Annotated in this window: 21 protein-coding genes and 1 riboswitch; all 21 genes read right to left on the bottom strand. The window is 39.1% G+C overall.

Features of this window, described 5'->3' with window-relative positions; translation table 11 throughout:
- Positions 1 to 10: 10 nt before the first annotated feature.
- Positions 11 to 1,828, bottom strand: a complete 1,818-nt coding sequence (locus AC6I1H_RS18475; RefSeq protein ID WP_497738968.1) for a cobalamin B12-binding domain-containing protein — start codon at positions 1,826 to 1,828, stop codon at positions 11 to 13.
- A 16-nt stretch (positions 1,829 to 1,844) separates the two neighbouring features.
- Positions 1,845 to 2,069, bottom strand: coding sequence for a hypothetical protein (locus AC6I1H_RS18470; protein ID WP_497738967.1), 225 nt, complete (start codon positions 2,067 to 2,069; stop codon positions 1,845 to 1,847).
- 110 nt (positions 2,070 to 2,179) lie between these two features.
- Positions 2,180 to 2,929 (bottom strand): FadR/GntR family transcriptional regulator, encoded by a 750-nt coding sequence (locus AC6I1H_RS18465; RefSeq protein WP_497738966.1) that lies wholly within the window; start codon positions 2,927 to 2,929, stop codon positions 2,180 to 2,182.
- Positions 2,930 to 3,164: 235 nt separating this feature from the next.
- The gene (locus AC6I1H_RS18460) at positions 3,165 to 4,550 is read right to left on the bottom strand and encodes a hypothetical protein (RefSeq protein WP_497738965.1); all 1,386 of its coding nucleotides are present in this window, start codon (positions 4,548 to 4,550) and stop codon (positions 3,165 to 3,167) included.
- An 80-nt stretch (positions 4,551 to 4,630) separates the two neighbouring features.
- Positions 4,631 to 5,914 carry an FAD-dependent oxidoreductase gene (locus tag AC6I1H_RS18455; protein WP_497738964.1) on the bottom strand — a complete coding sequence of 428 codons (1,284 nt, stop codon included), beginning with the start codon at positions 5,912 to 5,914 and terminating at the stop codon, positions 4,631 to 4,633.
- 63 nt (positions 5,915 to 5,977) lie between these two features.
- On the bottom strand, positions 5,978 to 7,444 hold the full coding sequence (locus tag AC6I1H_RS18450; protein WP_497738963.1) for a hypothetical protein: 1,467 nt from the start codon (positions 7,442 to 7,444) through the stop codon (positions 5,978 to 5,980).
- Positions 7,445 to 7,462: 18 nt separating this feature from the next.
- Positions 7,463 to 7,921 carry a RidA family protein gene (locus tag AC6I1H_RS18445; protein ID WP_497738962.1) on the bottom strand — a complete coding sequence of 153 codons (459 nt, stop codon included), beginning with the start codon at positions 7,919 to 7,921 and terminating at the stop codon, positions 7,463 to 7,465.
- Positions 7,922 to 7,990: 69 nt separating this feature from the next.
- On the bottom strand, positions 7,991 to 8,413 hold the full coding sequence (locus tag AC6I1H_RS18440; RefSeq protein ID WP_497738961.1) for a DUF6917 domain-containing protein: 423 nt from the start codon (positions 8,411 to 8,413) through the stop codon (positions 7,991 to 7,993).
- Between the two features lie 207 nt (positions 8,414 to 8,620).
- Positions 8,621 to 9,763, bottom strand: a complete 1,143-nt coding sequence (locus AC6I1H_RS18435) for a D-alanyl-D-alanine carboxypeptidase family protein (protein WP_497738960.1) — start codon at positions 9,761 to 9,763, stop codon at positions 8,621 to 8,623.
- Between the two features lie 85 nt (positions 9,764 to 9,848).
- Positions 9,849 to 10,247 carry a MazG nucleotide pyrophosphohydrolase domain-containing protein gene (locus AC6I1H_RS18430; RefSeq protein WP_497738959.1) on the bottom strand — a complete coding sequence of 133 codons (399 nt, stop codon included), beginning with the start codon at positions 10,245 to 10,247 and terminating at the stop codon, positions 9,849 to 9,851.
- A gap of 80 nt (positions 10,248 to 10,327) precedes the next feature.
- Positions 10,328 to 10,744 (bottom strand): GerW family sporulation protein, encoded by a 417-nt coding sequence (ytfJ, locus tag AC6I1H_RS18425; protein WP_497738958.1) that lies wholly within the window; start codon positions 10,742 to 10,744, stop codon positions 10,328 to 10,330.
- A complete protein-coding gene (locus AC6I1H_RS18420; protein WP_497738957.1) occupies positions 10,725 to 11,411 on the bottom strand; it encodes a DUF2953 domain-containing protein in 687 nt (228 codons plus the stop codon). Before AC6I1H_RS18420 ends, ytfJ begins: the two co-directional genes overlap by 20 nt.
- 57 nt (positions 11,412 to 11,468) lie before the next feature.
- On the bottom strand, positions 11,469 to 11,972 hold the full coding sequence (gene scpB, locus AC6I1H_RS18415) for an SMC-Scp complex subunit ScpB (RefSeq protein WP_497738956.1): 504 nt from the start codon (positions 11,970 to 11,972) through the stop codon (positions 11,469 to 11,471).
- Positions 11,972 to 12,712 (bottom strand): segregation and condensation protein A, encoded by a 741-nt coding sequence (locus tag AC6I1H_RS18410; protein WP_497738955.1) that lies wholly within the window; start codon positions 12,710 to 12,712, stop codon positions 11,972 to 11,974. Before AC6I1H_RS18410 ends, scpB begins: the two co-directional genes overlap by 1 nt.
- Positions 12,713 to 12,734: 22 nt before the next feature.
- Positions 12,735 to 13,358 carry a site-2 protease family protein gene (locus tag AC6I1H_RS18405; RefSeq protein WP_497738954.1) on the bottom strand — a complete coding sequence of 208 codons (624 nt, stop codon included), beginning with the start codon at positions 13,356 to 13,358 and terminating at the stop codon, positions 12,735 to 12,737.
- A gap of 100 nt (positions 13,359 to 13,458) precedes the next feature.
- Entirely contained in the window at positions 13,459 to 14,784 is a 1,326-nt protein-coding gene (gene lysA, locus AC6I1H_RS18400) for a diaminopimelate decarboxylase (RefSeq protein ID WP_497738953.1), read from the bottom strand.
- A 237-nt stretch (positions 14,785 to 15,021) separates the two neighbouring features.
- A riboswitch (Lysine riboswitch) is annotated at positions 15,022 to 15,207 on the bottom strand.
- An 82-nt stretch (positions 15,208 to 15,289) separates the two neighbouring features.
- Complete coding sequence (locus AC6I1H_RS18395) at positions 15,290 to 16,264, bottom strand: acyl-CoA dehydratase activase (protein ID WP_497738952.1); 975 nt, start codon at positions 16,262 to 16,264, stop codon at positions 15,290 to 15,292.
- On the bottom strand, positions 16,236 to 17,348 hold the full coding sequence (locus tag AC6I1H_RS18390; RefSeq protein WP_497738951.1) for an acyl-CoA dehydratase activase-related protein: 1,113 nt from the start codon (positions 17,346 to 17,348) through the stop codon (positions 16,236 to 16,238). Before AC6I1H_RS18390 ends, AC6I1H_RS18395 begins: the two co-directional genes overlap by 29 nt.
- On the bottom strand, positions 17,320 to 18,327 hold the full coding sequence (locus tag AC6I1H_RS18385) for an acyl-CoA dehydratase activase-related protein (protein ID WP_497740856.1): 1,008 nt from the start codon (positions 18,325 to 18,327) through the stop codon (positions 17,320 to 17,322). The genes AC6I1H_RS18390 and AC6I1H_RS18385 overlap by 29 nt, the downstream gene beginning before the upstream one ends.
- A 74-nt stretch (positions 18,328 to 18,401) precedes the next feature.
- Positions 18,402 to 18,782: a hypothetical protein gene (locus AC6I1H_RS18380; protein ID WP_497738950.1), complete on the bottom strand. Its 381-nt coding sequence runs from the start codon at positions 18,780 to 18,782 to the stop codon at positions 18,402 to 18,404.
- Positions 18,783 to 18,792: 10 nt separating this feature from the next.
- Entirely contained in the window at positions 18,793 to 19,146 is a 354-nt protein-coding gene (gene spoVAE / locus AC6I1H_RS18375) for a stage V sporulation protein AE (protein WP_497738949.1), read from the bottom strand.
- Positions 19,147 to 19,161 lie beyond the last annotated feature (15 nt).

Genomic DNA, 19,161 nt, shown 5'->3' with positions numbered 1-19,161 from the left:
TCCTCCGAAACTACTTTTTTATTACTGTACCTCTTCCTGCCCGTCCTGGATATGCTCCTTCTTCCCTGCTGCCCAGCAAACCCTTATACAGAGCGTCAATAAAATTACCGTTTTGGACAATGGATTCAAGGACATTTTCTATACCGCTTTCTATTTCATCGGCCCACTTTTCCGCAGATTTTGTAGGAACTATTTCGGATTTGCCAAAGAACCTGAAAGCGGATTGTGTAGCTCTCAATGTATCTATTCTTGCAGCAACTGAAATTGGGCCTCCTGAAAATGCTTCATCCGCCGAAGCAATTGATATGCCATCAACACCGAGTGAAGAAGCCAGAGATGCATGCAGCGCCGTCATTAAAGATGACTGGACACGATCTTCCGTTTGGGTTAAAAATCCTATAGGCGCGCCGCACCAAATAGGGGCATTAATTATATTCCTAAGGCAAATAATTTTAGCTGCATTAAAATCAACATAATTATCCTCCATCTGGCCGCTTACCATAACTTCAGGAGAATAACAGAACAGGGGCTGTAAAATCGGTTTTCCACCCAGTCTCAAGCCAAGTTTGGAAACTATCAGCATGCCTGCAAAGGCTTTATATGCCGGCACACCGCACAGCTCCTCGTTTGTTACCACATCAAAAGGCATATTGAATTCAGCAGCATATTTGATGGCGCTTACCGCATCCACTGTAAGCCTCTCGGGGTCGGTGCCGCCTCCCAGTGAACCGTAGGCGATATTGATTTTCGTGAGGTCCGCCCCTATTGTACCTGCCAGCAGTACCGTTTCCGGAGTGTTTAGGCCTCGATGTGCTCTTACTTGCCATAAAGTGAATGGCTCCAAGGAATCTTTTATTCCTTTGAGGTTTTCATAAGTTATGACAGAACCGTCTTCTTCATGAGTTATATAACCTTCAAAAAATCCTTCGGTTCTGGCTCCCCAAGACGGGTCAAAATGGACAGCTCCATCCGCTCCCCATGCTTCGCATGATTTTATATGGGCTATATCCATGAATGGACATCCAGTGCCGTATTGGATAAATACTATAGGATTTTTATCGGTATGTTGCAACTTCAAAGGATTCATTCTAGAGTTGATTTCCTTTACATAATTCTCAAGAGCTTTTAATTCATCCGGCAGGAGCGGTCTTGTTTTTTCTCTGTATTTTCCCGCCTCATAAAAATCCCTTACAATTTTATCACAGAGCTTGGCATATTCCATCCGCAGCCTATGTTTTTCCGATTCATTGTATGTTTTTAATATTTGTCTTCTTAGCTCGGCCCTCTGTATGGCGGTCGTAGTTTTATCGCTCACATAGTCAATTATTCCATCAACTATTTTGTCCAGTAATTTTTCTATTGACCTATTTTTAAAAGAATAGTCGTATCCTCGAGTGATATCTTTTTTTACCTTTTTACCTTTTTTTTCATCAGGTACATACTCACGACCTTCCACAAAAGCCAGGGCTTCTTCTACCGTAGTTCCCGGACCGAAACCGGCGTCAAATCCAAGTTCTGCGGCAAGTTCAGGTCGGATAGCCATGCCTCCGATTCCGATTTTCACCTTATCTCTTATACCGGCCGCCTCAGCGAGGTCCACAAATTTTCCAAGAATTTCTGCTACACCATATCCCAAAGTCCTGCTTATCAGAACTACATCGACATTGTTATCTAAAATTGCCTTTATGATCTCTTCTTGAGAATAATCCGGCGGTAAAAGTAAAGCATCATGACCCGCTTGCTCCAGGCCCCTTTTTATCATTTTCAATCCTATATCATGTACCGGATCAAGAGGTGCTAAAAGGACTTTCTTTTTTTCAAAAGACATGTAATTTCCTCCCCGATTAATTTTTCAACCAGCCGTAACGGTCGCCCGGCTTATAAACATAACCCCTCAGCCGTACTCTAGCGCCAGGGCCCTGATACTGGAAAAATACGATGTTTACATCTTTAAATCCCATTTCATCCATCAGTTGAATGGAAATCTTTTTCCCTTCTTCTTCATCTTTGCATACAATGAAGGTTTCCAGGTCTACAGCGTCCATTATTCTTTCCATAACTTTTGACATTTTTAAGCCTCCTTTGCTCATCATAGATGAGGAGTGTTAATTAAATAAAAATTAGCTCATCAACCAGCCAATACTTTCAAATTATATTTTAACAAATTAAAATCCATTAATCAATTATCGCTATTAAAATTTTCATCATTATATACAATTTCCCAATATTTTTTCACATCTTTTGCAAGATTTTCAATATGGCGTACCATGGCTTTTTCAGCCATATCGGCATTTCTGGAGACAATAGCTTGAAAAATATTTTTATGATCAAGAAGCACGGTGCTTCTTACTTCTTTCCTTATATATTCTAGAATCGGAGATATTTGTCCATGCTGTCTTATTAAATCCATAGCGGCATCAAGGACCCTATTTTTTGCAGCCTGTGATATGGCCTTATGAAATTTTATATCGTCATCTGCAATTGATAAACCCTTATCTACATGTTCTTGCTGAATATTTATGATTTCTTCCAACTCCTGTATTTCTTTTGCAGTTATAAACTGTGCCGCAAGTTTTGCCAGCTGACTTTCTATAGCTTTTCGTGCGATTAATATATCCAAAAGTTCCTGTTTACCGGTGACCTTTATGGCATTTACCAATTCGTTACCATAATGATTTATACGATATTCCTGCTCCAATTCCTTTAATTTTTTTTGACCGAATGATGTCAAATTTCTTCCCTTGAATCCGACTTTTTCAGTATAGCCTTTATTATCAAGTTCTCTCAGGATTCTTCCGGTGGTAGCTTCGCTGATATTGAATCCCTGCATATTTAAATTATCACGTATAAAGCCCGAGCCTACGGGTATTTGTGAATTTGCAATTATTTTCATGATTATATATATTAATCGCTGCTTTTCCAGTAACATTTTCTCCCCCCAAATGTCATTAAATTTAATATTCAACTTTATTATACATTACTTTTTGCCTAAAAAAAATATCTTTTTATAACAATGTCGGCTGTCTAGTAAAAAATTTTTATGTTTTTCCAAAAAAGATTAATAGTCACAGCAAATCCCTCCATAACGAATATAATAAATATAAACCGTTCATGTGATGGGAAGTCTGTGACTATAAATCTTCTATCCTAACTTTTTCATAATTTTACAGAACAAATATTGCTACAATAGTAGTTACAATCAAACCAATTATAACAGGTACGAAATTCTTTCTGGCGAGGTCATTGGGGTCAACACCGGCAATAGCTGCAACCGGTATAATGCCCCAGGGTATTATTGTTCCGCCTCCGACCCAAACGGCAGAAATCTGGCCTAATGCTCCGAGTGTGGCTTTATCCACATGTATGGCGGTACTGAAAGTTTGGGATAAAGATCCTACAAGAGGAAGGCCTGAAAATCCCGACCCATCCAATCCGGTAATCCCTCCTATTATCATTTGTATAAACGCAACGGGAATTTTGCTTAAAGGGACCGCCTGCGACAACGCAATGCCCAGATCTGATAAAAGACCTGTTGCCTGAGGCCCCAAAATGGCTTTGGCTGTGGATTCGGAACCAAGAAAGAAAAATCCTCCTATTACAATAACCGGTGCAAAGACTTTCATTCCAAACAAAAACCCTTCTCTGACATAATCGGTAATTTTTTCAAGAGAATCAGCTCCAAATCCCAACAATGAAATAACTGACGTAATTACCAGTGCCGTTCCACCGATTAACGCAGTAGCATCTCCGCCCCTCAATTTAAACTTTAAGAGTAGAATAACATCAATCAAAAATAAGAGAATAAATAATGCTGCGCCTATATACGATACTGAAGTAAATTTTCTGTTTTTTTGCTTTTCGTCAGTTTCTTCATATGCCAACCTGTGGGTCTCATTTTCAATTTTTTGTCTGGATAAGTCTTTTTTTACATATAAATAAGATAAGATACTCGTCACTATTGCCATGGTAAGCCATAGCGGAAAACTGGCACTCATTACGGGAGTGGCTGAAGTAAAACCTGCAGCTTTTGCCGTTATGGCGGGAGCTCCCTGAATCACATAATCTCCGGATAATCCAATACCGTGACCAAAGATGTTCATTGCCACAGCGGCTCCCATCACCGAAAGTCCGGCTCTTACCGCTATTGGGAGCATAATGGCGCCAATTAAAGCAACAGCCGGGGAAGGCCATATGAATAGTGTTACAATAAGCATGACAAAACCCAAAACCCAGAACGCTATATCCGGGTTGACCATTATCCTGGCGGCAGGTCTCATTATAATGTAATCACTTCCCACATCGCCCATAGCCTTAGACATAGCCACCACCAGTCCGATTACGGTTATCAACCCGAGAAATTCGGTACCCGCGGCAATTAATGCATTGAAAAGCACCTGTACAGATTTCCATGCATTACCAGTTGATACAAAACCTACGAGCAAAATTCCAATTACACAAGGTAATACAGTATCTCTTCTCAAAGCCATAGTTGCAATTATCACGATTACCATTCCAAAATATACCCAGTGTATGGCAGAAAGTTGAACCATTATTTCCCCTCCAAAATATAAAATAAAAAAGGGTCAAATTTATGACCCCTTTTTTATATGATTTTCATTTATTATGATTTTTATACTATTCGCTGGTTGAAAAAGTTTGTCATGCCCGCTTTTTCCACTCTCTGTCGAATGGTGTTTACATCTGTGGTGTAAAGGCCAAGCTGCTTCATTCTCTCAAAATACACCGAGCCTGAAAAAGTGTACTTTTTGGAGATGCCTTCTTCGGTCTTCATCTGTTCTTTTACATATGCAATAGCATCGCCAACAGCGAGTTCGGTAGGTATTTGTGCCAGTTCTTTGCCTGCGGCAAATCTTACTGCGTTCGACCCGGCGAGTGTTCCGGTACAAATTGCTTCTGTATGACCTACCAGCGGACCTGCTTTTTCGCCGCCGCAAAAAAGGTTATCTACACCTTCAGTCTTTAAATAATTGTCTCTGGGAGAAATTGCCAGATACCTCATGGAATTGCCTCTGTTCCCGGCATATGGATCTTCATACCGGGCATTTTCAAATCCCGGAATTCTACGCAGATTTTCAAGAGGGAAAAACGGCGTCATCAATTTTGCATGACCGGTGTCCAGCAGCACCACATTTTCGATAAATTCTTTTAGAGCATACTGCTGGCAGGCTTTTTTATTTAAAATGTCCGCTCCTTCTCTTACTTCTTCTGGAACAGGTATAACCGCTACACCAGTTGAATCAAGTTTGTCCACAATCTCTTTGGATAAAGAATCCTTGTGGAGTTTACAGGAACCGCTCATGGCCCCGTAAGTTCCATCGGCTTTCTTTGCCATCATTTCTTTAACGCCCATTTTACCTGCCACACTTATTCTGGGCCCATAACTCGGACATCTTATAATGCACATGGCACATCCATTTCCATATTTAGTACAGTTGCCCTGCGGGCCCGCCGTTCCAGTACATTCTACAAAAACATCGCCTTCAAATCTTTCGTCTTCATCTGTAATCACTGCTACTATCTTTTTACCCTGAGCTTCAACATCTTTTACTCTGGCTTCGGTATGAATTTCGACTCCCGCATTTAGTAAAACCTTTTTCACAGCGGGTTCAACTCTTGCTACATCATAAAGCGAAGCATGCTTATGGCCGGGAAACTCAATATTCTTATGGCGGGCAACTTCATCTGTCACATGGAATAATTCTCCTCCGCCCATGGCAATCATTTCTTCCGTCGCGGTAAATCTTCCGTTATTTCTCATGATCCCACCTACCAGGCCGGTTCCCAGCAGCATATCCGCCCTTTCAAGCAAAACCACATCAGCACCTGCTTTTTTTGCCGCCAGTGCGGCAGCGCAACCGGACCACCCACCACCAATTACTACGACTTTTGGCATCATTTTCCCTCCCTTTTATTTTAGGAAAATGCCAAAGGGTTTCCCCTTTGGCATTTAAAATTTTTATTCTGTAAAACCGCTGTACTTAGCAACAATTTCCATCAACTTGACCAGAGCTTTGACGGCGTATCTAAAGTTCTTTTCAATTATTTGACCGTTCTCATCAGTTGTTCCGAGACCCGGTGAAATCATAATATTGGCATCGTAGGCCACAGTCGGAATCACACCCATTGATCCCATTCCGCTCTGGAAAATGTTAGTTCCGGAATACATGTCTTCTATGGAGAATATGGGCAGACCAAGTTCGCTATCGCTCCATGTATTTTCATAATTCACTTCAATTGCTCTTGAGTTATATGATTTGGTGATGATCAGACCTTTTTTAATCTTGGGGTGTATTTGTTCAAACTCCTCTTTTACAATATTGTACATATCGTCGACAGGTTTCGTTAATTCTTCAGGATTATCCCGTAACTCCTTCAAAGCAACAATTACGCCGAGAAGAGCTTCTTTACCAGGATCATTTGTCACATAAGCCGCTTTACCGTAGGATGCTGTGGTACCATATCTGTCGCCGTGCATGCCCAGAGCTCTCCTGATTGGCACCATGAATTCTTCTTTGCCTACAATCAAACCGGCGGTCGTAGATTCGCTGGCTTTATCAAGGCTGTATATAATTACATCGGCGCCGCTTTTTCTTATATCGTGACCTATAAAGGGAACGCCCCATGCATTGTCAATCACATACGGCACGTCGAAATCATGAGCGATTTGGGCCAGCTTTTTCTGAAGCACCGGGGTTCCGTCCGTATCCTTCACACCATATCCATAACCGGGAGTATCATAACCCAGTGAAGTGATCCCGGTCAGCATGGTGGCGTGTCTTTCCGCTATGGTTTCTATCTTTTTTGCGGAAGCTTCGGGGTCTACTTTTGTTAATTGAATCGTGGGATGATATTTGATTCCATGAACCGAATAATCCGCCCCAACCAATGGAACCATGTATACACTTGTGTTGTTCTGCCGTTTGCCGTAAAATCCCAGTTCGCCTGCTGTAGATCCCCTGTCGGCAAGAATATCTTTGAATCTGCCTGGGAAAGGCCTACCGTACCCGCCGTGATGGTGCAGGTGTTTTTCGTAGGGGATGATGTAACGGGCCTGGTAACTGTCGCCTCTACCTTGCATTGGCGGTGTAAATAAAGCATCAAAAGTAACCCATAATCCGGCTTCGCATGTATTCACAGGAGCAACGTCATAATCATCGCCATAAACATCTTTTACTATTGAACGAATTTCATCTACTAATTTTGCCAGAGGAATAACTTCTGTACTGCCTTTATCCAAAGCTTCCCTGACTTTTTTTGTCAGAGGAGAAGGGCATCCGGATATGGCTCCTGTCAAACCGAATTTTCCTCTCAGTTCTACAGGGATTCCTATTTCATCGGCAGCTTTTTTTGCTTCAGCATATATGTTGGGAATATTGGCTTGTAAGAATCTGTACATTTCAAATTTCTTTGTGAACTTAGCCATCTTAAAAACTCCTTCCGATTATTTTATTTTTACAATAAGTTCCACTTCACAGGTAGCATCCAAAGGCAGTTCACTCACACCTACTGCGGAACGCGCATGAGCTCCGGCATCGCCGAAAATCTGGCCCAGCAATTCGGAAGCACCATTTATGACTTTTGGCTGCTGATTAAAACCATCGGCACTGTTTACAAATCCGACAACTTTTACTATTTTTTCAACATTGTCAAGACTTCCTGCCAGGGATTTAACAATGCTCAGGCAGTTCAGCGCACAAATTTTGGCCGCTTCATATGCTTCTTCAACTGTAACTTCTTTACCAACTTTTCCCTTGTACTTCAGCTCGCCATTCACAAAAGGAATCTGACCCGCCGTATAGATAATTTTTTCTATTTTTACTCCCGGGACATAAGCAGCCACCGGTTTTGGCGGTTCAGGCAAGTTGATTCCGAGCTCCTGAAGCTTCTTTTCGAATGACATTTAGATACACCTCCCTTCAATGAATATTATAAATTAATTTATTTTTTTCATAAAACTTTTTTATTCTTTTCAGCCAATCACTACCTCGTCATCCAGTTGCAAATTTCTTTCTTTGCCAGAGATGCGTTCATTACAGTTTATCACGATATTATAGTGGTTCGGCATATGAGTTTCATCAAAGCCGGCTATCTTTCCAACTATATTTCCCGCTATTTTTACCTCGTCTCCCACCACAACTACGCTGCTTTCTTTGACGGCAAAAAAACCAAGGTAGGCGATTCTGTTTACCGTATCTCCGGGTTTCTTAGATTCGTCCGTAATAATCATTTCATGAACTTCATGCGTTAAAAGGCAGCGCGAAGGTTGAGTTATAAGTTTCAAACCGCGTTCTTCATATTTTCCATCAAGAACTACCACAATATTTCCTTTTAAAGGTTTTTTTCTAAAATATGGGTTTGTTTTAAACATTCCTGTTTTGTATGGATCAGTCATTCCAGGCCTCCTCATCAATGATGAGCTATTTTGCTTTATAAGTATTCTACATTTTTATTGAATATCCTTCTTGTCAACAAAAATTTTTTATATATTTTTTCCCTAAAATATTATTGATTTTTTACAATAGTTATCTATTCATTAAACGACTTTGCTATTTTCGTTACACTTATTTTTTCCAGATTGCAGGCTTTAAAACCATCATATTTATGAGAAAGAAGCACCATAAGATGCTTCTGGCAAGTTCAACCATTCTCTAATAATCTTATAATAGATGTCAAATAACGTTTTTTCACGTATTTCCTGAGCGGATACCAGGTTGGTTTTAAAAACATGTTTTCCGTTTATATATACGTGAATCTCGCCTACGGGTTGATTTTTAATTATAGGGGCGGTTATGTTTTCAGGAACCGCCATCTTCAATTCAAAAATTTCATTTTCACCAACCGGAAGAAAAACATCCTCACCCGCAACCAGAAGAACCCTATCAAGTATTCCGTTTTTTACTTCAACCGAAGTATATAATTTGTCTTTTACTACCAGTTGCTTATATTTAAAATGCGAAAACCCGTAATTTAACAAATCATACGAATCGCCGAAATGATCTTTGCTACCCAAAACCACAGAAATCAGTTGAAAACCGTTTTTTACCGCAGATGCTACGAGGCATTTCCCAGCATTACCGGTAAATCCTGTTTTTATGCCACAGATACCGGCGTTATTCCATAAAAGCCTGTTTGTGTTGTAAATATGCCTTGTATAGCTGCCGTCGTTTATAACTTTCTCTCTGGTTTTAACTATTTCACGAAATTCAGGAATGCTCCATGCATATTTTGCAATCATCGCTAGATCCCTGGCTGTAGTGTAATGCCCGGGTTCGTCAAGACCGTGAGGGTTCATGAAATGAGTATTAAATGCCCCGATTTGATGTGCTTTCAAATTCATTAAGTCTGTGAAAATTTTTTCAGTGCCTCCAATATGTTCGGCAATTGCTACGGCGGCATCATTTCCCGATGGTAAAAGAAGGCCGTAAAGCATATTTTCTAAAGACATTGTTTCCCCCGCTTTAAGGTAAAAAGATGAACCACCAATTGCGGCGGCTTTTGTGCTTACTTTGACTTTTGATTTCAGATTCCCCTTTTCAATAGCGATTATAGCCGTCATGATTTTCGTGGTGCTAGCCATAGCCATTCTTTCTTCAGAATTCTTTTCTATCAACACTCTTCCGGTAATTGGGTCAATTAAAACATATGCCCTGGCATCTATATTGGTCATGGTGTTATCCGCTTTTACATAACCCGAACAAAATGCAGTAAAAATGAAACACAAAATAAAAAATTTTTTCAGCATATATAAATCCCTCCAGCTAAACTTATTCTTAGATCATTATCATAAATTCATTCAAAATAATAGTTGGAGGGATTACCGGTATTATTTATTCATAGAAAATATTGCATCCGAATTCTTTTGCTATTTTTTCGGCTTCCTTTACGTCTTCTTCACTCCAGATGGACCATCCCCCTTTTAATACCCCATTTACATATATTTCTACTTTATCTTTTTTAAATATCATCAATTTTTCATGTCTCTGTTTCATCTGAGCCACCTGACGCTTTACAGCCTCTTCCGGATCGATGTCAAGGACTTTCAGTGCAATAAAAATACAAGATAATGCATCTTCCAGTTCCCTTTTTGCCCTGTCCCGTTCATTTCTCAAAAGGGCTTTTAGAGATTCTGCAACTTCTTCATTCAAATGACTTATGGCCTCTTTTGGATCGGTAGTTTGATATTTTCGATTTTCCCATATTAATTCTACAGCTTTTTCCAGTTCCATTTGTATCACCTCTCCCCGAATTTTTCTAGATAATTTATATCATAAACTTAAATTACCTTTTTTTCAATAAAAAAAACAGGCTATCTTGCCTGAACAGTAAGCGATTCATTGTTTTTCTTTAAAACACCCTTCAACTGATCAAGAATTTGAGGAGCTATATCTATGATTCTTTCAATCATTGCACTTTGAGTAACCGGTAATAGCCTTATTTGACCCTGACCTACAACCATAAAAGCTACGGGCTGCACGGATACTCCGGCACCGCTTCCTCCTCCAAAAGGAAGATTTTGCTGCCCGCCTTTATCGGTATCCTGGGAAGTTTTCATATTAAATTCACCGCCTCCTGCGGCAAAACCAAAAGTGACTCTCGATACAGGTATTATAACACTGCCGTCAGGCGTCTCCACCGCATCTCCGACTATTGTATTTACGTCTACCATTTCTTTTATGCTTTCCATTGAGGTTTTTATTAAACTTTCAATGGGATGTCCATCCATATTCTTCCGCTCCCCTTGATTTAATATAACTCCGCTGCGACAAAAACCATATTACAGAAGTAAATAAACCTGCAATAATAATATGACCGATCCTGACCTGAATTATACTTGTAAAAAATATTTGTATGGATTTAGATTTTTCAAAAACTGGAATCACTGTTATTTCTGCAGAGGTTCTTTCAAAGTTAAAACAATATGACATCATGCTCAAAATAAAATAAATGAAACTCCATATTCCGCCGGCGATAAATCCTGAGATTGCAGGGTCTTCCGCACCAAATTTAATGTGGATATCTATATTTATGATTTTTATACTTTTTAAAAATATCCTAACTGGATGTTTAAATCTTTTAATCTGTTGAAATAATTTTTTAATAAAATTTACTAAAATAGCTATTCTTAGTCTTAAAGGTGAAATTATAATTTTATTATTTTTTGTCTTTTTTATTTTATTGTTTGATAAATTTATCTTTAAGGTCACAAAAGGGATTAAATTACTTATATAAAATATTGTTTCTGGAATCTTAACATTTATCCTGATTATTTTCAAATAGACAATAGAAATTTCAATATGTTCATCTGAACCTTCTTTATAAAAAAACAAAGTGAATTTTACCGAAGATAGAATAAAAAGAAAAAAAGTTAGGGCAAATATTATGTAAATCAATGCAATCCCCTTTGACTTTTTCTCTTATTTTATGGAAAATGATACAAAAAATACATGTCAACTTTTTTTAATATCATCAATGGATGTTAATCCAAAATATTCCATGCAATAATCCGTTGCGCCGTATAGAATGGGACGCCCCGGCGTATCAAGACGACCGATTTCATGAACCAGATTTTTATCCTGAAGGCTGCTCAATGCCTTTTCCACATTTACTCCTCTGATGGCTTCAATTTCAGTTTTTGTTACAGGTTGTTTGAAAAGAATTATGGCAAGAGTTTCTAGGGCAGCTCTCGATAGCTGTGAATTTATTTTAGGCTTAAAAACTTTTTCTATAAAACAAAAAATCTCAGGTTTTGTGGTGAGTCTCACGCTGTTCCCCACGCGCGAAACCATTATACCTCTTGATGGTAAAGCATATTCCTTCTGCAGCTTTTGTATTGCACACAAAAGCTCCTCCTCCGATACTTCCAAATACCGGCATAATTCTGCAATATTAACGGGGTCGCCTGATACAAATAAAATACCTTCTATTATTGCCATCAATTTATTTTCGTCCATTACGGAACCTCCTTTTTCATAACCAAGATATCATCAAAAATGTGTTCCTGGGCCGCAAATATTTTGTTCATTTTAATCAATTCCAAAACTGCCAGGAACGTAACAATAAGTTCCATTTTTGAATAGCTATTATTTATCAATCTACTGAAAAAAATTTTAGTTTTTCCGGTAATTATTTTATATATCTCTCTTACTCTTTTTGATAGGGGATATGGGTCCTTTGATAAAGTATGCGGTCTTTCTTGCTGTTTTTTCTTTGTTATTAAGTTTGAAAAAATCGATTTCATATCGTCAAGATTTATATTTGATATAGTAAATTCTCCATTCCATAAATATGACAGGTCTTCAGGAGGCCTCTTGAATATTTTCCGCTGTTCTTCTTCACGAATTTTTAAGACTTCCGCTATATCTTTAAACTTTTTATATTCCACCAGCATGTCCACCAGTTCTTTTCTTGGATCAATTTCGTCAACTCCAACCGCCAGTTCCAGTTGAACCTGGTCATTTTTAGTGCCGGGAAGCAACATTCTGGATTTGATGCTTAATAGAGTGGCCGCCATTACCAAAAATTCGCTGGCGAGATCCAGTTGATTTTCCCTCATGTCTTTGAGACATTCCATATACTGATCGGTCAGCTGGGCAATGGGAATATCATAAATATCGATTTGATTTTTTTCGATGAGATGAAAAAGGAGGTCAAAAGGCCCTTCAAAAGCGCCTAGTTTTACATTCAGTGCCATAATTATTCACCCATATTTAAACTTAAAACCGGAGTAGTATCAGATTTGACAATGTGTCCAATCCTGTATGGACAAAAGAAATTAAGGGGTCCAGGATCACATTTAGAATTCCAAAGTAGACTAGAATAATAAGAATAAAAGGGCCGTAGGTTTCTATTTCAGAAAAAGCATAAGTCTGTCTCCCGGGCAGAAGACTTGTTAAAATTTTGGAACCGTCAAGAGGTGGAATAGGTATAAGATTGAAAACCGCCAGGACAAGATTGTAAACAAAAAGTATCTGTAAAAATGTAAATAAAATTCCATTAAAAAATAAACCCATCTTTATAAAAATCAGCGTGATAAAGGCCAGAAGCAGGTTGGAAAGTGGGCCAGCTAGCGAAACAAGCAATATGCCCTTCTTTGGATCTCTGTAATATGAAGGATTTATCTGAACCGGTTTCGCCCACCCAAAACGGAAAAGCCAGAGCATCAACAATCCCACCGGATCAAGGTGTGCCATTGGATTCAATGACAGCCGGCCGGTCCACCGTGGTGTAGGATCTCCCATGGCATCCGAAACTTTTGCATGAGCGTATTCATGAAAAGTAATTGCAATAAGCAGCGCAGGAATCCTTAAAAGCATTTCCGATCCGAAAAGATTTGCCATGAATCTTCTTCCTTTCTTTGCCTGTTTTTTTACCTCTTATTGCATTATACCATTTATATTTAAATGAAAAAAGTGCGCTTTTTACGCGCACATAAAAATGTTAAGCAAAAGAAACAGATTTTTTATTTGTTTTAAATATTTCTTTTCTCAGCAGATCTTCGTACGTTTCTCTTTGAACCATTAAATTGGCGCATGCATTCTTTACAAATACCACAGCAGGCCTGGGGAGCATATTATAATTGCTGGACATGGTATAGTGATACGCTCCGGTGCAAAAAACAGCCAGAATATCTCCGGGCACAACTCGGGGAAGCTCCACATCCCATACAAGCATATCGCCGGACTCACAGCACTTTCCCGCCACTGAGACCTTCTCTTCAGACGCATTTCCCGCTTTGTTTGCAATCATGGCACTGTACTTGGCGCCATACAATGCCGGTCTGATGTTATCGCTCATACCACCGTCAACGCTGATATATTTTCTTACGCCCGGTATATTTTTAATTGAACCTATAGTATACAGCGTGGTCCCTGCGGCGCCCACTATGGCCCTTCCTGGTTCGATTAAAATCTTGGGAACCTTTATATTCAGTTTTTCCGACCATGATTTAACCGAATATACCAGCGTTTCCAGATAATTTTCCACAGAGAGAGGTCTGTCGCCTTCAACATATTTAATACCAAATCCGCCTCCGAAATCTAATTCCCCGGTTTCAACACCAAACTTTTCACGGACATCACTGGCGAGTTTGAGCATTACCTCCGCCGCCATGTTAAACGGTTCTCTTTCAAATATTTGAGAACCTATGTGGCAGTGGAACCCCATGAGTTTTATACCTTTCGAGCTGAGAGCATGTTCCACTGCCATTACGGCATGTCCGTTCTCAAGACCGAATCCGAATTTCGAATCTATCTGGCCGGTTTTTATATAATCATGCGTATGTGCCTCTATACCAGGTGTAATCCTTAGAAGAATCTTAATCTTATTGCGCCACTTTTTTGCAAGGTCTTTTAACATTTCCAGTTCGTAAAAATTATCTACAATAATCCTGCCCACGCCATATTCCACAGCCATTTTGAGTTCTTCATAGGATTTATTATTGCCGTGAAAATAGATTCTGTTGGCCGGAAACCCTGCGCTAATGGCGCAAAAAAGTTCTCCGCCGGATACTACGTCCAGGCTGAGTCCCTCTTCTTCGATAATTTTACACATGCCCATTGTTAGAAAGGCTTTTCCGGCATATATAACTTCGCTGTCTTTGTGAAGTTTTTCCAATGTCTCTTTATATATACGGCAGTTTTGCCTGATGTATTCTTCATCCATTAAATAAAGAGGAGTACCAAATTCTTTTGCCAGATCAACAGTGTCGCAGCCGCCAATCTCCAAGTGGTTAAATTCATTTATTCTTGCAGTACCAGAAAGCATTAATATTCTCCTTTCAAATAAAAAAGCTTTTTATTAATATAATTTAAAATTAAACAGCGATAGCTTTTTTGAAATGTGCTACGGAAAGCCCTAGATTAAGAAATATCTTTGCCTTCCTGCACATTTTAAAATAAAAAAACAACCGTAGATATTTGCCGGTTGCAAACAAAAAGACAACCGTAGATATTTGCCGGTTGTCAAAAGCTTCTTGAGGCAAATACCTCCTCTCTTTCCCTAAACTGAAGTAGCGCTCCACCAAAAAAATCGGGATTTTTCTGGTGACAGTCTCATATCTATTCGATATGAGCCCAGCACAGTTTTCCGGACAAAAACTGCACTTCGGCGGTGACCCCTTTTTCTATGCCTCATAGGCTTCCGGCCTTCGCAAAGATACTCTTGATCCACCGCGCCTCTACCTCAACTCTTTTCGAGATGAGGTTCTTTATTAAGTTAAGTTTGTATAAATATAACATGATATATCCTGATTGTCAAGTAAAATTTTATTTTAAACTGCCATTGAAGAGGACCATTTCCCGCATTTATCTCCCCATCGCGCCAGTAATTTGTCATCTCTGTAAATTTGAATTATTTCACAGCAATTTGAACAGCCTTTACACTCAAAGCTTTTTACCGTATAGTCTTTAAGCATGGCATCAAATCCAAAGAAATTTGTCGTTTTAAATTTGTGCTGTATAACATATCTTTTCGCCAATATTGCCGCTCCTATAGCACCCATTACATTATAGTGTTTTGGTACTGTAATGCTTATGCCCAGTTCTTCTTCAAAAGCCTTTTTTATGCCAACATTGGCCGCAACGCCTCCCTGGAACAGCACTGATGGCCTTATTTCCTTCCCTTTTGCCACATTGGCCAGATAATTTCTAACCAAAGCCTGACATAAACCATAGATTATATCCTCGATTTTGTAACCCATCTGTTGTTTGTGAATCATGTCCGATTCTGCAAAAACCGCACATCGACCCGCAATTCTCGTTGGAACTGTTGATTTAAGCGCCATTTTGCCAAATTCTTCAATGGGAATTCCCAACCTCTGGGCTTGCCTATCCAGAAAAGAGCCTGTACCAGCTGCGCACACTGTGTTCATTGCGAAATCTACTATTACTTTATTTCTTAAAATAATAATTTTCGAATCCTGACCGCCTATCTCAAAAATAGTCTGCGCATCGGGATACTCTTCCAGTGCCGCCACGGCATGAGTTGTTATTTCATTTTTAACTATATCCGCACCCACCAGAACCGACGCCAGCTGTCTTCCGCTCCCGGTAGTGCCCACTGCAAATATCTCCAGAAAACCGTTAAATTCATCTTTAAGCATCTTCAGGCCTTTTACAACAACATCTATGGGTTTCCCGGCGGTGTTTAAATACAGTTTTTCAACAACCTTATTGTCTTCATCAATTAAGACAAGATTTGTGCTTACCGAACCCACATCAATTCCCAGTGAACATTTCGTTTTCATTTTGTACCTCCGATTTATGTTTAATCATATCCACAAATGCCTCAAGGCGGGTCGCAAAACCAGCCTCCGCAGCGTGTTCATCCAGCACCAGAGTCATTACGGGTATCGAATATCTCCTGCTTGTGCTGGGAAGCACGCTCTTTGCCACTATTTCAGGCATGCATGTGAAAGGCAAAAGTTGTATAATGCCGTCAAAACCTTCTTTTGCAAATTTTGCTACATGTGCTACAGTTTCCTGACCATGACCGCCAACAAAGCAATTAATAAAGGGCTTTGACATATCAAGGAGCTTTTTATGCTCTCTAGGTTTTAAAAATGACGGAAAAAGATTGTGGCGTATCCAATCCGTAATATAGATACTTCTGTGAACTTCCACTCCAATTTCGCTGAGTTGTTTTTCAATTGCAAGATTCGCGAAGGGTTCAAGAACCGTGTAAATCTCACCTGTTATGCCAATTCTGGGTAAATCTGATCGGATGAGATTCAAATCGCAGAACATCGTTTTGATTTTTCTTTGAATATCTTTTATTCCTGCTGGGTCCATTACCTCTTCCAACATTTTTATTGCCGTTTTATAAAATTTTTCCGTCTCACCTCGAGATTTCTCTCGTGGTCTTGCCTTGCAAACCATTATATCTAGTTCATCCAGCAACAGAGCTTTTCCCCAGGCAAGTTTTGCGGCATATATTAAATCTTTATAAGAGTGAGTTTTCTTATTCGTAATCATTTTAAGTTTTTGTATTAATTCTAGAATGTGCCCACGGGGAGGTTCCAGTACCACCATATTGAATTTATACCCTAAATCTTTTAATATTTCTTTTTGAACTTCGGCATAATATCCAAACCTGCACGGCCCGATTCCTCCGGCCATGACTATAGTATCCGCTCCTTTTTCAAGCGCTTCGATGAAGTTCCCAATATTTATTTTCAACGGAAGGCATGCAAATTCAGGCGAATTTTTTACTCCCAGCTCCAGGGTCCTTTTACTGCAAGCGGGAGGCACCACTACTTCCACTCCGAGACTTTCAAAAAAACTTTGTAAAGGAATATAGATATTACCCAAGTGCGGAAATGTTACTTTCACTTTTTCTTCTCCCTTCAAGGATGTCTAAAAATGCTTCCAGTCTCGTATCAAACCCTGCCTCGCCCGAGTGTTCATCCAGAGTCAAATATAAAAAAGGCAATTTATAGTCCCTCATAACTCTGTGCTCAAGAAGTTCTCCAACAAGAGAGTCCGGCCCGCATCCGAAGGACGCCACATGTATTATGCCGTCAATTTTTTCGTTTTCTAAAAAATAATAGGCACACCCGAGAATATTTTTACCAAGTGTCCAGAACATTTCTTTGGACATTTTTTTTGTCCCTCGGAAAATTTTTTGTTCACTTATCATTTCATAAGTAATTATCTTTACATTATTTAATCGCAATTTTTTTATCAAATTCATACTAATAAAGTCGTCATACAGATTGTATGGATGACCTAACAATAATACTGTAAAACTTGCTTTGTTTTGATTTTTTATACTTTTGTATGTGGTTTTATTAAATAATATATCTCCTAATATATCTCCGGGAGTTGCCCAATATCTCCTTATATAGTTTTTATATGAAGAAAAACTTTTTGTTGCAATAAAATATGCCTTTAAAACTTCCGCGGGAGATTTATTTAATAAGTTTCCTATCTTAAAAAAGTGTTCAAATATACGGGACTTTTTATTATAAAGGTCAAGTTTTATATCTATTAACGGAGGCAAATTATTTAAGTTGAATCTTATCATTTCCGGTAAACCCAGAAATTTCGGACATATATACTCCCCCAGTTCAATACTGACTATTCGTGGAATAAAAATAGCGTCAACCTTTTCCGCAAGGTCCATCACATGACCATGAAACACCTTGACTGGAAGGCATGCGTCGTCTACCGCAGTTTCGACACCCCTTTTTAATATTTGTTTGTTCGTCGGATTTGATAAAATGACATCCTGCCCCAGAGCTTTAAAAAAACTTTCCCATAATGGATAATAATGATAAAAAAATAGAGCTCTTGGTATTCCTATTTTCATAACCAATAATACACCTCGTAACGAATTTTATTACCTATTATTTCCATTTTTTAATAAGTTATGCTCATCAAATTTCACATTGCCGTCCAAAATACTAAGAAAATGATCAGTCTAAAAACTGCCATTTTTATCATTATAACAGGCCATGGCTTCCTGAAACCTGCCAAAGGGTTAATCATATCTATCCAGGAAATTTTATTATGTTTCAACAATCCCGCACCTATGATAAATAAAAAAGCGGGACTTACCAAATATAAAAAATTTTTACCTGTCGAGTTCCATGTAATAGATGAAAAAATCCCCCCCGCAATCACTTCTGTTACCCCGAAGCTTAGAGCTGTTGTTATTAGGATGGAAAAGGCCAACTCCGTTATGGAAATGACAATAACTATAAACCAATATCGTGGGCTTATAATTAAAATCGTTAGAAGAGTACCTATTATGTCTAAAAACATCTCGTTCTCCTTACTTTGATTTTGGATTAAAAAGCAATGACATTAAATATCCAAATACCACTGCAGCCGTTATTCCGGCGGCGGCAGACGTGAGACCTCCCGTAAATATCCCCAAGAAGCCCCGCTTGTTGATATCTTCAATTACGCCTGTCACCAGAGTATGGCCAAAACCAGTAAGCGGTATGGTTGCTCCCGCTTTTCCTATTTCTACAATAGGTTGATAAAGCCCCAAACCGCTTAATACAGCTCCCAAAGTAACAAATAATACCAGAACATGGGCGGGACTCAATTTAGTCGTATCCATCAGAATCTGACCGACGGCGCAAATTATCCCGCCAACAATGAAAGCCATAATATAATCCACTTATAAAACTCCTCC

Source organism: Biomaibacter sp. TOL (assembly GCF_059717795.1).
This window is presented reverse-complemented; position numbering and strand designations above follow the sequence as displayed.

What these genes read in the sequence shown, in the direction of transcription:
- AC6I1H_RS18475 (WP_497738968.1), bottom strand. Translation starts at nt 1,828, where the DNA reads ATGTCTTTTGAAAAAAAGAAAGTCCTTTTAGCACCTCTTGATCCGGTA.
- AC6I1H_RS18470 (WP_497738967.1), bottom strand. Translation starts at nt 2,069, where the DNA reads ATGTCAAAAGTTATGGAAAGAATAATGGACGCTGTAGACCTGGAAACC.
- AC6I1H_RS18465 (WP_497738966.1), bottom strand. Translation starts at nt 2,929, where the DNA reads ATGTTACTGGAAAAGCAGCGATTAATATATATAATCATGAAAATAATT.
- AC6I1H_RS18460 (WP_497738965.1), bottom strand. Translation starts at nt 4,550, where the DNA reads ATGGTTCAACTTTCTGCCATACACTGGGTATATTTTGGAATGGTAATC.
- AC6I1H_RS18455 (WP_497738964.1), bottom strand. Translation starts at nt 5,914, where the DNA reads ATGCCAAAAGTCGTAGTAATTGGTGGTGGGTGGTCCGGTTGCGCTGCC.
- AC6I1H_RS18450 (WP_497738963.1), bottom strand. Translation starts at nt 7,444, where the DNA reads ATGGCTAAGTTCACAAAGAAATTTGAAATGTACAGATTCTTACAAGCC.
- AC6I1H_RS18445 (WP_497738962.1), bottom strand. Translation starts at nt 7,921, where the DNA reads ATGTCATTCGAAAAGAAGCTTCAGGAGCTCGGAATCAACTTGCCTGAA.
- AC6I1H_RS18440 (WP_497738961.1), bottom strand. Translation starts at nt 8,413, where the DNA reads ATGACTGATCCATACAAAACAGGAATGTTTAAAACAAACCCATATTTT.
- AC6I1H_RS18435 (WP_497738960.1), bottom strand. Translation starts at nt 9,763, where the DNA reads ATGCTGAAAAAATTTTTTATTTTGTGTTTCATTTTTACTGCATTTTGT.
- AC6I1H_RS18430 (WP_497738959.1), bottom strand. Translation starts at nt 10,247, where the DNA reads ATGGAACTGGAAAAAGCTGTAGAATTAATATGGGAAAATCGAAAATAT.
- ytfJ (WP_497738958.1), bottom strand. Translation starts at nt 10,744, where the DNA reads ATGGATGGACATCCCATTGAAAGTTTAATAAAAACCTCAATGGAAAGC.
- scpB (WP_497738956.1), bottom strand. Translation starts at nt 11,972, where the DNA reads ATGGACGAAAATAAATTGATGGCAATAATAGAAGGTATTTTATTTGTA.
- AC6I1H_RS18410 (WP_497738955.1), bottom strand. Translation starts at nt 12,712, where the DNA reads ATGGCACTGAATGTAAAACTAGGCGCTTTTGAAGGGCCTTTTGACCTC.
- AC6I1H_RS18405 (WP_497738954.1), bottom strand. Translation starts at nt 13,358, where the DNA reads ATGGCAAATCTTTTCGGATCGGAAATGCTTTTAAGGATTCCTGCGCTG.
- lysA (WP_497738953.1), bottom strand. Translation starts at nt 14,784, where the DNA reads ATGCTTTCTGGTACTGCAAGAATAAATGAATTTAACCACTTGGAGATT.
- AC6I1H_RS18395 (WP_497738952.1), bottom strand. Translation starts at nt 16,264, where the DNA reads ATGAAAACGAAATGTTCACTGGGAATTGATGTGGGTTCGGTAAGCACA.
- AC6I1H_RS18385 (WP_497740856.1), bottom strand. Translation starts at nt 18,327, where the DNA reads ATGAAAATAGGAATACCAAGAGCTCTATTTTTTTATCATTATTATCCA.
- AC6I1H_RS18380 (WP_497738950.1), bottom strand. Translation starts at nt 18,782, where the DNA reads ATGTTTTTAGACATAATAGGTACTCTTCTAACGATTTTAATTATAAGC.